Below are 11,581 nucleotides of genomic sequence, written 5' to 3'. Positions count from 1 at the left end.
TTTTAGTCTATTGCGAAGTGGATAAACGTGGGGTGATTAGGAGATATTTGGCGATTGATTGAGCTTCGTAACAAGAGCCGTAAGCGAGTATTAATCCTTAAGCCCCATCTGTTTTAATCGCCGGTACAAGGCATTACGGCTGATCCCTAAACGCTTAGCGCATTGGCTCACATTGCCATTACAGGCTTGGTATGCCTGCAGGACATTGCTATAAATCGCCTCATTTAGGGAATCCGATTGAACCTTTGTGACATTCGGCTCCACAGCGAACTTACCACTTTGCAGGGGTGATGCAGAACGTTGACGGCTTACCTCTTTAAATTCATCACATAAGGGGGCAGCTTGTAACAGGTCTCCTTTTAACGGCTCGCATGTGAGTTTGGCCGCCAGATAATCGGGTAAATGTTGCCAATTGAGGGTGCTGTCTCCTTCAGCCATCAAGCAAGCGACTTGCATGAGGTTATCCAGCTCACGCAAATTCCCCGGCCAGTCGTATTGCATCATTTGTCCTAACAATTCAGGGCAGATATCCTGCGCAGCAATACGATGTTTACGGTGTAATTTATGGATAATACGCTCGATATCCTGCCGTTCACGCAGCGCAGGTAAACGCACCTGCAAGCCATTGAGTCGATAGAACAAATCCTGTCGAAACAGCCCTTGCGCAACCTGCTTTTCTAAATCCATATGGGTTGCAGCAATGATTTGGATATCGACTTTAAAACTTTGATTACTGCCAACGGGTACCACTTCGCGCTCTTGCAATACCCTGAGTAAACGACTCTGGGCCGCCAGCGGCATTTCACCAATCTCATCTAAAAACAAAAAGCCGCCGTGGGCTTGGCGAATTTTACCGATAAATCCAGTGCGGTTTGCCCCAGTAAAAGCGCCAGCCTGATAACCAAAAAGTTCAGATTCGACTAATTCAGCGGGCAATGCGGCGCAGTTCACTGCCACTAAGGGCTCGGTGCGACGTGCACTCTGGGCATGGAGCTTTTTAACAAACTGCTCTTTACCGACGCCGGTTTCACCGAGCACTAGCAGCGGAATTTGCTTGGTGATCACCTTATTGGCATGTTGCCAAGCGCGTTCTAATAGAGGATCGCGAAACCTAACCCCCAATTGATTGAGCGATTTATTGCTAATCGCAACTCGCCCCTTAGCGCTGGGAATATTTAAGGATTGAGTCTGTAAATGCAAAGCTAAATGTTGATTAAAGCCACCCGCACGGCTCCAATTATCGCCTAAGTACTGTTCGACGGCATCGCCCACCTTGGCATGATTAAGCAATTGTTTCGCCATGGGATTACAACCCACGATGCGACCATCACTATCGGCAATCACTATGCCCTGCCAACCCGAATTCAACAGATTTGGCTGCGCCGCTAAATCGATTCGATAATGACTATCGGGCAGATGGCACAAAAGCGCGGTCTCGACCTGCTGCGCCAAACTGGACACTAACATCAGCGTCTGCTGGGTGTGCCTTTGCTGCTCGCTGGTGATATCAATCACCCCGAGCATCTCACCTTGGGGGGAAAATATCGGGCAAGCAGTGCAACTCATAAAACGGTTCTGGCGAATAAAATGCTGCTCACCCACCACGGATACCGCTTGTTTGGCCGTAAGCGCCGTCCCTATCGCATTAGTGCCCTTATGCTGCTCAAGCCAATTCACCCCAATATCCAGAGCCACATCCGCCAGTTTTGTGGAGTAATGGCTCACGCCCCAATGCCTAAGTACATAACCCTCGGCATCGGAGAGCAAGAGTCGGCTATTAGAATGCGCCATCAACTGATTGAACAAAGGCAAGGCATGGGATTGCACTAATGCGATGAGCATTTGATATTGCTCATGTTTCTGCTTTAGTTCACTAGCATCGAGCCTGAGTTCCTGGGGTAACTGAAATTCTGACAAGCCAGCGCCAATGCTGCGCTGCCACGAATCGGCCAACCACGCCTGTGTCAATGGTAAATGCGGTTTAACTGTCATAGCCGTGCCCCCCGAGCTGTGTTCCGTTTCGGCACAATTGCTGTGTGCCACTCAATGACAAAGTAACCACAGGACACACTTCTCTCCCTGAGTGCCCATACTTATTCAAATCTGCAAAATTAGCTTTTCATCATACTGTTAGCACAACAAGTGTACAACTCCTGCCAGTTTGGCACTCTCCTTGCGATATCCATTTGTATGCAACGCTAAAGTGTTACGCAAGAGAACACTAAGCCAATCAACAAGAAGGAATGATTCTATGATTTATGCTCAACCCGGAACCGCAGGCGCAATCGTTAACTTCAAAGAAAAATATGCCAACTTTATCGGTGGTAAATGGATCGCCCCAGTCAATGGTAAATACTTCGACAATCGCTCCCCCGTGAATGGCCAAAATTTTTGCCAAATCCCACGCTCCGACGCCCAAGATATTGAATTAGCCTTAGATGCCGCTCACGCAGCCAAAGACGCTTGGGGTAAAACCTCAGTCACCGAGCGCTCAAACCTGTTACTGCGCATTGCCGATCGCGTCGAGCAAAATCTCGAATACTTAGCCGTCGCCGAAACCTGGGAAAACGGTAAAGCGGTGCGTGAAACCTTAAATGCCGACTTGCCCTTATTCGTCGATCACTTCCGCTACTTTGCGGGTTGTATCCGTGCACAGGAAGGCAGCGCCGCCGATATCGACGGCAACACAGTCAGCTATCACTTCCCAGAGCCTTTGGGCGTGGTCGGGCAGATCATTCCTTGGAACTTCCCGCTCTTGATGGCGGCATGGAAAATCGCTCCTGCGCTGGCGGCGGGTAACTGTGTGGTACTCAAGCCTGCGGAGCAGACGCCAGTCTCGATTCTGGTCTTGCTCGAGCTGATTGAAGACCTATTACCCGCGGGTATTCTTAACGTAGTCAACGGCTTTGGCGCCGAAGCAGGACAAGCTTTGGCCACCAGCAAACGCATCGCTAAATTGGCCTTTACGGGCTCCACCGAAATTGGCTATCACATTTTAAAATGCGCCGCCGAATCCTTAATTCCATCGACCGTTGAGCTTGGCGGTAAGTCGCCTAACGTGTTTTTTGCCGATGTGATGGACCATGAGGACGAATATTTAAATAAAGCCGTCGAAGGTATGTTGCTGGCCTTCTTTAACCAAGGTGAAGTCTGTACTTGCCCATCTCGGGTGCTAGTCCAAGAATCGATTTTCGATCGCTTTATCGAAAAAGTGCTCGCCCGTGCGCAAACCATTAAGCAAGGCGATCCCTTGGATACCGACACTCAAGTTGGCGCTCAAGCCTCTAAAGAACAGTTCGATAAAATCTTAAGTTACTTAGCCATAGGTAAGGCTGAAGGTGCAGAAGTGCTACTGGGCGGCACACTTTGCCAACTCGATGGCGGCCAAAGTGAAGGTTATTACATCAGCCCAACCATTATGAAAGGCCACAATAAGATGCGTATCTTCCAAGAGGAGATCTTCGGCCCTGTGATTTCGGTCACCACCTTTAAAGATGAAGCCGAAGCCTTAGCGATCGCGAACGATACTGAGTACGGCCTAGGCGCTGGCGTGTGGACACGTGATATGAACACGGCTCAACGTATGGGACGTGGCATTCAAGCGGGCCGCGTGTGGATTAACTGTTACCACGCCTATCCTGCCCATGCCGCCTTTGGTGGTTACAAAAAATCCGGCATCGGCCGCGAAACCCATAAGATGATGCTCAACCACTATCAAAATACCAAGAATCTCTTGGTAAGTTACGATGTGAATCCTTTAGGTTTCTTCTAAGGTTTTGGGGCTCAAACAAGCTGATGTGAGGAAGCTTTTATTTAGGTTTTTAAACGTCTTTGCAAGCAAGCTTATAACACTTTCCGCATGAGTAATCGATACAAGTGATAAACATGAAAGGGCGAATAGCCCTTTCTTTTTTAACTGAATTTAATTCAAACCTCACTCAGTTTATATTATCAATCCGCGCTAAACGCTGGGCTAATTCAGCAAGAGAGGAGGCTGTTTGTGGATCGCTTTGGGGATCGACAACTTCAACCAGTTTAAGTTTTGGCTGAAAAGGTAACCAAGAACTGCCCGTTGTCATCACTAAATCCAGCACAAACTGACCGTAATAGTGCAATCTCAGTCGGTTATCCTTCATAGGCCAATGGGCATAAAGCAGAAAAGAATCGTACATTTGCGCCAAAGAGGTTGTCGCAATGAGCTTAAACCCTTCATCAAGCAGACTAAACTCGGTCGATTCTTCGAAGGGACAATCAAAAGAAGTGATGACCAAATACCCCAAGGTTTTATTGGATAAAACGCAGCGATATTGGGCTTCAATCACTAGGCCTGCAATAAAAGTGTGAGTAGGTTGGCCATTAAAATACAGAGACATTTTCAGTGGATGAGGCTCAACCCCATCGGCATGCTTTGTTAGCAGTGAAAACCCCGTTATCGGTTGCATCCCTAACCCCACTTATCTCGTCTATCTGCGAAAATACACGTCACGCAACTCTTGCGGATTCAAAGCACTAGGACTGACGGCTTTTCCAATAACAGCCCAGTAAGATCAAATAGCCAACAAAATACGCCACGAGATCGAGTGGATCAAAATGGCTACCTATCACTATCCGCGCCAATCGATTTCCGCCCAAGCCCAGCTTATCGACTAAGCCCCAATATTGGCCAAACTCGATGGCAAAGGCAAACAGCAATACCGCCAACGCCAGCCAAGGTGTTTGAAAAAAGCGTTTAATACCCTCGTCTGTACTATTGGCTACCGGATTGACTACAGGGGGTACAACAACGCGCGCCATGCAAAACAGCAAGATCACCACCAATACATCGCCCACAAAACCACGAATAAAACCCGCAGGTGCATATAAAGCGATTAAGACTTCAGTCAAAAATAATAAAACGGCATAAATACAAAAGGATTTACGACTCGGATTGCGGCTGATAAAAGCGCGAATAACGGCGGTAGACATAAATAAGTTAATCCCTTCACTCGGTTGAGATGGCAGAATTTACCGTAATACCAATAGGTTAACAAGTGAGTTTTCGTTGACATTTAAGACTCTCCACACGAGCAAGCGCATCACTCACCCCCATCAATTCGATAAATGTTCGCGCCTCAAAATTTAAGCGAGGTTTAAGTTTGGGTTAAGTAGCCTACACCTAAACCCACTTAGGAGCGTCACACCATGTCATCAAACACACTGCAAACCATCAAAGTCTGGGACCTGTTGATCCGCATATTCCATTGGTCACTCGTCGGTTTTTTTACCTTAGCCTACCTCACTGAAGGCGAAGACGAGTGGATGACCATCCACAGTTACGCAGGTTATAGCATCTTAATTTTACTGGTGTTTCGCCTGCTGTGGGGCGTGATGGGTACCCACAATGCGCGCTTTAGCAACTTTATCACTCGCCCTAAAGAAGTGCTGGTGTACCTCAAAGGGCTCATCACAGGCAAAGTCAAAGACTACATAGGCCATAACCCCGCTGGAGCAATGATGATAGTGGCCTTGATTGCCAGCATCGCCATCACGGGATTCTCGGGCATGGCGCTGTACGCTACCGATGGACACGGCCCATTAGCCACAAGCTTTTTCGCCACTTGGCCCGAAGGCGCCATAAAAGAAGTCCATGAATTCTTTGCCAACTTCACCGTGTTCCTTGTGGTTATCCATGTTGGCGGCGTCATCGTCAGCAGCCTTTTACACAAAGAAAACTTAGTCAGAGCCATGGTCACGGGCAAGAAACAACGCCCTGTGGAACAAAAAGATTAATCCATTAGCCATTTTGCTTAGCAATAAGATATCCAGCCCAAAAGGAATGCCCTATGAACAGATTAACCAAACACACGAATAAAAGTCGCCTTGCTATCGTCGCAATTTCCACCTTGCTGCTGACTAGCCTTAGCGTTAGCGCCGCCAACAGTAAAGTGCAAAGCCTGCCTCTTAGCGCCGAGCGCATCGGCACTCAGCTGCAAAGCTATCAAGCCCAAGGCGCTGGGCCCTTTACCGCCGCCGCAGGACAAAAGCTTTGGCTACAGGACATGGACGGCCGTAGCTGCGCCAGTTGCCATACCGCCAAAGTCACCGACATGGGGATGCACCAAAATACCCGTAAACCCATTGACCCTATGGCGCCGTCGATTACCGCAGATCGGTTAACCGACTCAGCCAAAATTGAGAAATGGTTTACCCGTAACTGTAACTGGACCTTTAAACGCGACTGCACGCCGCAGGAAAAAGGCGATGCCTTACTCTGGTTAAGCCTGCAATAACCGCCAAATGTCGACCTTATAACTCATTTAATTAGCTCATTTAATTAGCTCATTTAATTTCAATACCTTTCACAGAAGGTAACGGCACAAAAAGGAAGATGTCATGACTAAACAAGCACACCCTATTAGCTGGATCTTAGGTTCATCACTCACAGCTGCGGCATTAGCCATTGGTGTTATCGGTGTCAGCCTAACCTTAACCGGCACAGGCTATGCGGACGATGGCCGCGAGCTCAGCCGCGCCGTTCCACAGAATGCGGAATACACGGCAGAATGTGGTAGCTGCCACATGGCTTATCCAGCCAATTTACTCCCCGCCAATAAGTGGCGCGCCATTACCGCAAATCTTGATAATCACTTTGGTGACAACGCCAGTCTAGATCCTCAAGTCACTGCTAGAATTGAGGAATATCTGGTTCAACATGCGGCGCAAAATGGTAAGGTGATGAAAAACAGCACGCCGCTGCTCGTAGGGTCTGGGCCGCAGAAGATCACAGAACAGGCATATTTTATTGGCAAACACGATGAGATCCCAAGACGTATGGTGCAAGATAACCCCAAAGTCGGCTCATTCAGTCAATGCAGCAATTGTCACAACCTCGCAGAGAAGGGCATATTCGATGAAGATACCGTTAATATTCCTGGCTTTGGCCGTTGGGATGATTAGCAGCCCCAGCTGCAATGCCCACGACGATGATCTTTCAAACAAAGTGGTCGAGTGGGTTAAGGAGGGCAAGGTTTTGCCCTTCGACACCATAATGCAACGCTATGAATCACGGCTAAAGGGGCGGTTGCTCGATCTCGAAGTCGAGCAAAAACATGGAAGGATCATCTACGAGCTCGAAATCCTTCGTGATGATGGCATAGTGTATGAAATCAAAATTGACGCCAAAACCGGCGAGTGGCTAAAGGAAAAGGTCGACTGATGCGTTTGCTATTGATTGAAGATGATACCGATCTGGTCGCGCGCCTCATTCCCGCCCTTAACAAGGCGGGTTATACCGTCGAGCACGCCGATAACGGTATCGACGGTGCCTTTTTAGGCGAAGAAGAAAACTTCGAAGCCGTGATCCTCGATCTCGGTTTACCCGGCAAACCTGGTTTACAAGTCCTTGGCCAATGGCGACAAAAAGGCTTGGCTATGCCAGTGCTTATTCTCACCGCCCGTGATGCGTGGCACGAACGGGTCGACGGTCTCAAGGCGGGTGCGGATGATTACCTCGGCAAGCCTTTTCACATTGAAGAACTACTCGCAAGGCTCGAAGTGTTGATCCGCCGCCACTTTGGCCGCGCCGACAATGTGTTGCAGCATGCAGGCGTCTCCCTCGATGTCGACAAACAAGCCGTCACTAATGTTGATGGTGAAGTGATAGAACTGACTAAGATTGAATATCGTCTGCTGCATTACTTAATGGTCAATCCCAGCAAGATCGTCTCTAAGTCAGAGCTCAGTGAACGCATTTACGAAGAAGATCAAATCAAAGACAGCAATGTCATCGAAGTGTACGTCAACCGCCTGCGCCAGCGTTTAGGCAAGGATTATATCGAAACCCGTCGCGGCCAAGGTTATCGACTCAAGGAGTAAAAGGCGTGTATTCACTCAAGGGTTATCTGACGCGCAATCTGCTGATCACGCTCACCTTTGCCATGGTGCTGTTATTATATTTTCTATACCAAGGCATCCAAATATTAACCCAAGACTTTGTCGCTTCGCGTCTACAACACGATGCCGACAGCCTGATCTCCGCCCTGAATCATAATCCCGATGGCACATGGGCGCTCACCACCGACCGCTTGCCCAATGTGTACCACAGGGTTAATTCTGGGCATTATTTTGCGATTCAAATCGGCGAGCAAACTCTGCGTTCACGCTCCCTATTCGACCATAACGTAAACATGCTTAAGCTGACCGCTGGTGAACAACGCCAAGCCACTGAGTTTGTCGGCAAAGAACATTGGCTGATGTTCAGTCAGGCCGTTATCAAAGATGACCAATTAGTTACTCTGTGGGTGACAGAAGACATCAGCGAGCTCGAACAAACCCAAGTGCAATTTTTAGCCTTTGCCAGCGCAGCCGTGTTGCTCACGATTGTCATTCTATTAATAGCACAGTATCAATTACTTAAACGCGGTTTTAAACCCTTAGAGCAGATGCCAGAAGCTATCCGGCAAATGCGCACCCAAGGGCAAGAAATCAATCCTGACCAAGTGCCAAGCGAGATAGTCCCGCTGATCGAAGAGATAGATCGCTTAGTTAATCAATTGGGCCTGCGAGTACAACGCTCCCGTAATGCCTTGGGTAACTTAGCCCACGAAATGAAACGTCCGTTACAAGGGCTGCAGTCCTACCTAGAAAGCCTTCCACCAGAACAGCGAAGTGAGGGCAGTAAAGTGCTCGCAAACCTGCACCACATCATCGAGAGAGAGCTTAAGCGCACTAAGATTGTCGGCCTGTCAACTCCAGGGCGTTATACCGTGCTCGATGACGATCTTGCGCCGCTGATTCAAGTAATGCAGCGCATTTACCCAGACCGCATTATTCATAGCCATTACACGAGCGGCTTAGTGATGCCGTTTGATCGGGATGACTTACTCGAACTCTTAGGCAACTTGCTGGATAATGCCTGCAAGCATGGTAGCAAAAATATTGAGATCCATATCAGTCAGCAGAACGTGCCAACCACAGGCTATGGGATAGAAGTGAGTGATGATGGCGAAGGCGTCTCCGATGCCGCGCTGTCCGTTATCATTGAGCGCGGCATTCGGCTAGATGAAAGCATCCAGGGCCATGGTTTAGGATTATCTATCTGCAAAGATATCGTCGACAGTTATCAAGGCGAACTCGGTTTTAGCCATGCGAAACAAGGCGGGCTTAAAGCCAGCGTATTTCTGCCGATCCCGAATTAAGCGGTATACTCACTCGGCCTATGACCACTAAGTTCATGCAAGCCAATAGAGGGTATAATTTGCCCATTCCCCCTTTCAGCAATCAGTCTAGAGATTTATATGAAAGTTATCGACCTAAAATCGGCCCCGCAACACATTCCACAATTGGCGGAGTGGCATCATCAAGCATGGGTACATTTGAGTTCTGCGGATGCTTCAGTCACTACGTTGATTGAGGAAATGAACGAGTATTTAACTGACGCCGCCATCCCCAAGATGTTTATCTGCGAACAGGCAAATCAAGTGATGGGATCATCTTCATTAATCGCCGCCGATATGGACAGCCGAACCGACTTAAGTCCTTGGCTCGCCAATGTGTATGTTAATCCACACTATCGAAATAAAGGCTTAGGGAAATTATTAGTCAATGCCGTCGTTGATTATGCCAAAGCACTCGGATTACAAAAAATATATTTGTTTACCGCAGACAAAGCAGACTTTTATCAGACACTTGGTTGGTCAAAGATTTCACGGGAAGATTATATGGGCGAGATGGTCACGATAATGGAATATAAATTTAAGAAGTGAATGTTTAAGGAGAGTGAGCAAGCCTCACGACGGGCGTCGTGAAGCTGTACATGCTGGCTAAATATCTAGATGTGATATCTAATACTTAGCGACAAGCCAAAGGCTTTAGTCAATTTCTATATCCACGCCGAAACGATTGGATAATTGGCGTTGCTCGTGCAGAATTTCAATTCGGCGGCGAGTGTCTTGGGTTAACTTGTCTTTGAGGCGCAAACCACTAGTAATGGCGGCTTTTTTTGCTTTCTTGCTCTTAGTTGTCGTTGCATCAGTTGGACTCTCGACGGCTTGAGATTCGATAGACATAGCTAACTCCTTTAATTAGAACCTTAAATAGGCTCTTCCAGTAAATCCCTGCTCAAAACGAACAAACAGGTCATCTTTATAATGAGTCAATTCGCCATTCACTATTTAAGTAATAGATAATTTGGCGACTCATAAACTTACGGCCCATATCATTTACCTAAGCCAACAAAATTAAATCACATGCTAACAGGATAAAAATAATCGAGACGTAAGGTCGAAATGAAAAACTGAGTATTGATTGACTTCATCGGCGTAACAGAACCCTAACGAGCCCTAAATTTCCAGCGACAAAGCGGCATAACATAGGTAGAGAAAGAACAGGTGGTAATGCAGAAAGGTTGGTAAGCTCGAGCGGCAAAGCGCTGCTGCGCAACAATTAGGCTGCGCAACAGTACTACATCTAGCCTAGATTTACGACTTATATGGCATAGCGCCAAGGTAATCTTTCTTGCCAATTTCAACACCGTTGTGGCGCAAAATCGCGTAGGCTGTTGTTACATGGAAGTAAATGTTCGGAATAGCGTGCTCAATGGCAAACTCATAACCTGTAAGATATTTTCCTTCCCATCGTGGTTGTGAGACATGGATCGTGGCCGCATTAGCAAAATCATCCGCTTTAAACGTCGCTAAATAATCCAAAACCGAGCTAATACGCGCTTGCAACTCAGCCAGCGTCGTCTCGCTATCATCATGCTTTGGTACTGTATCTAAGTTATCAGTCAAACGTGCTACGCCAATTTTGGCAGTATCGCAGGCAATTTGAACTTGGCGAATAAGATTGAATTGATCCGGCGCTAAACGTGAGTTTAAAAGAACCGCCATATCAACTTTCTTGAGGTTTGCGAAGCATTCGCCTTTTTCAAGAATAACGCTTAAATTTTTCAGCATCTTGCTAAATTGTACAACCGTTAAATCATAAAGCATGGCATAGACCTCATTGATGGACGCTACAAAACTGCAGCACTTAAGACGATCTTGGGGCAAATTACTCAATTTCAATCATTCTTGGAATTTAAGTATCTGCTTAATAATAAATACTTCAATATAAACGATATTAAGTCAATTAGGACAAGAAAAAGATAGACGTTACCTGTAGGGATAGAGCGTCAGCTACAAGCTAAGAGATTAAAATTATCTCGGACTGATCCGAATAACAATAACGTACACTCGTAGGAATTGGGATGGCCGGCTATGACGATAACCACATACTTCGAACCCAAAGCATGTGCATCACTGACACGAATTATCCACGACGCCATAACGAAAAAAGCCTCATCTTTCGATGAGGCTTATCTCTTAATGTTGGCGGAGCGGACGGGACTCGAACCCGCGACCCCCGGCGTGACAGGCCGGTATTCTAACCAACTGAACTACCGCTCCTTTAGCTTAACGTCTACACGTTAACCTAAATTAGGCGCTTGGCGATGACCTACTCTCACATGGGGAGACCCCACACTACCATCGGCGCGTTTGCGTTTCACTTCTGAGTTCGGGATGGGATCAGGTGGTTCCACAAGGCTATTGTCACCAAGCAA

General features: G+C 47.4%; 13 protein-coding genes, 1 tRNA gene and 1 rRNA gene. 8 read left to right on the top strand and 7 right to left on the bottom strand.

Annotated features, from left to right (window positions below):
- Nucleotides 1–90 precede the first annotated feature (90 nt).
- Nucleotides 91–1,992: a sigma-54-dependent Fis family transcriptional regulator gene (locus tag KFE26_RS09325; RefSeq protein ID WP_212600219.1), complete on the bottom strand. Its 1,902-nt coding sequence runs from the start codon at nucleotides 1,990–1,992 to the stop codon at nucleotides 91–93.
- Between the two features lie 259 nt (nucleotides 1,993–2,251).
- On the opposite strand from KFE26_RS09325, the gene KFE26_RS09320 reads away from it, so the two are divergent.
- Nucleotides 2,252–3,772 carry an aldehyde dehydrogenase family protein gene (locus tag KFE26_RS09320; protein WP_011918478.1) on the top strand — a complete coding sequence of 507 codons (1,521 nt, stop codon included), beginning with the start codon at nucleotides 2,252–2,254 and terminating at the stop codon, nucleotides 3,770–3,772.
- 166 nt (nucleotides 3,773–3,938) lie between these two features.
- Here the strand turns inward: KFE26_RS09320 and KFE26_RS09315 are convergent, their stop codons facing one another.
- Both KFE26_RS09315 and KFE26_RS09310 read right to left on the bottom strand, forming a co-directional pair.
- Nucleotides 3,939–4,442: a hypothetical protein gene (locus tag KFE26_RS09315; protein ID WP_212600218.1), complete on the bottom strand. Its 504-nt coding sequence runs from the start codon at nucleotides 4,440–4,442 to the stop codon at nucleotides 3,939–3,941.
- A 67-nt stretch (nucleotides 4,443–4,509) separates the two neighbouring features.
- The gene (locus KFE26_RS09310) at nucleotides 4,510–4,965 is read right to left on the bottom strand and encodes a DUF2809 domain-containing protein (RefSeq protein ID WP_212600217.1); all 456 of its coding nucleotides are present in this window, start codon (nucleotides 4,963–4,965) and stop codon (nucleotides 4,510–4,512) included.
- A 216-nt stretch (nucleotides 4,966–5,181) separates the two neighbouring features.
- On the opposite strand from KFE26_RS09310, the gene KFE26_RS09305 reads away from it, so the two are divergent.
- From KFE26_RS09305 to KFE26_RS09275, 7 genes are all read left to right on the top strand, one after another.
- The gene (locus KFE26_RS09305; protein WP_212600216.1) at nucleotides 5,182–5,769 is read left to right on the top strand and encodes a cytochrome b/b6 domain-containing protein; all 588 of its coding nucleotides are present in this window, start codon (nucleotides 5,182–5,184) and stop codon (nucleotides 5,767–5,769) included.
- Nucleotides 5,770–5,822: 53 nt separating this feature from the next.
- Complete coding sequence (locus KFE26_RS09300; RefSeq protein ID WP_113941379.1) at nucleotides 5,823–6,269, top strand: DUF1924 domain-containing protein; 447 nt, start codon at nucleotides 5,823–5,825, stop codon at nucleotides 6,267–6,269.
- 103 nt (nucleotides 6,270–6,372) lie between these two features.
- A complete protein-coding gene (locus tag KFE26_RS09295) occupies nucleotides 6,373–6,936 on the top strand; it encodes a diheme cytochrome c (protein ID WP_212600215.1) in 564 nt (187 codons plus the stop codon).
- Nucleotides 6,929–7,195 (top strand): PepSY domain-containing protein, encoded by a 267-nt coding sequence (locus KFE26_RS09290; RefSeq protein ID WP_012196525.1) that lies wholly within the window; start codon nucleotides 6,929–6,931, stop codon nucleotides 7,193–7,195. The genes KFE26_RS09295 and KFE26_RS09290 overlap by 8 nt, the downstream gene beginning before the upstream one ends.
- Complete coding sequence (locus KFE26_RS09285; protein WP_006079718.1) at nucleotides 7,195–7,854, top strand: response regulator transcription factor; 660 nt, start codon at nucleotides 7,195–7,197, stop codon at nucleotides 7,852–7,854. The genes KFE26_RS09290 and KFE26_RS09285 overlap by 1 nt, the downstream gene beginning before the upstream one ends.
- Before the next feature lie 5 nt (nucleotides 7,855–7,859).
- Nucleotides 7,860–9,176, top strand: coding sequence for a sensor histidine kinase (locus tag KFE26_RS09280; protein WP_212600214.1), 1,317 nt, complete (start codon nucleotides 7,860–7,862; stop codon nucleotides 9,174–9,176).
- A 99-nt stretch (nucleotides 9,177–9,275) separates the two neighbouring features.
- The gene (locus KFE26_RS09275) at nucleotides 9,276–9,743 is read left to right on the top strand and encodes a GNAT family N-acetyltransferase (protein ID WP_212600213.1); all 468 of its coding nucleotides are present in this window, start codon (nucleotides 9,276–9,278) and stop codon (nucleotides 9,741–9,743) included.
- A gap of 105 nt (nucleotides 9,744–9,848) precedes the next feature.
- On the opposite strand, the gene KFE26_RS09270 is transcribed toward KFE26_RS09275, so the two are convergent.
- From KFE26_RS09270 to rrf, 4 genes are all read right to left on the bottom strand, one after another.
- Nucleotides 9,849–10,046: a hypothetical protein gene (locus KFE26_RS09270; RefSeq protein WP_006079715.1), complete on the bottom strand. Its 198-nt coding sequence runs from the start codon at nucleotides 10,044–10,046 to the stop codon at nucleotides 9,849–9,851.
- Between the two features lie 411 nt (nucleotides 10,047–10,457).
- Nucleotides 10,458–10,970 carry a DUF1993 family protein gene (locus KFE26_RS09265; RefSeq protein WP_063885021.1) on the bottom strand — a complete coding sequence of 171 codons (513 nt, stop codon included), beginning with the start codon at nucleotides 10,968–10,970 and terminating at the stop codon, nucleotides 10,458–10,460.
- Between the two features lie 379 nt (nucleotides 10,971–11,349).
- Nucleotides 11,350–11,426, bottom strand: a tRNA-Asp gene (locus KFE26_RS09260).
- 36 nt (nucleotides 11,427–11,462) lie between these two features.
- Nucleotides 11,463–11,578: ribosomal RNA gene (gene rrf / locus KFE26_RS09255) — 5S ribosomal RNA — on the bottom strand.
- Nucleotides 11,579–11,581 lie beyond the last annotated feature (3 nt).

The organism is Shewanella sp. M16, from assembly GCF_018224605.1.
Lineage (GTDB): Bacteria > Pseudomonadota > Gammaproteobacteria > Enterobacterales > Shewanellaceae > Shewanella > Shewanella oncorhynchi.
This window is presented reverse-complemented; position numbering and strand designations above follow the sequence as displayed.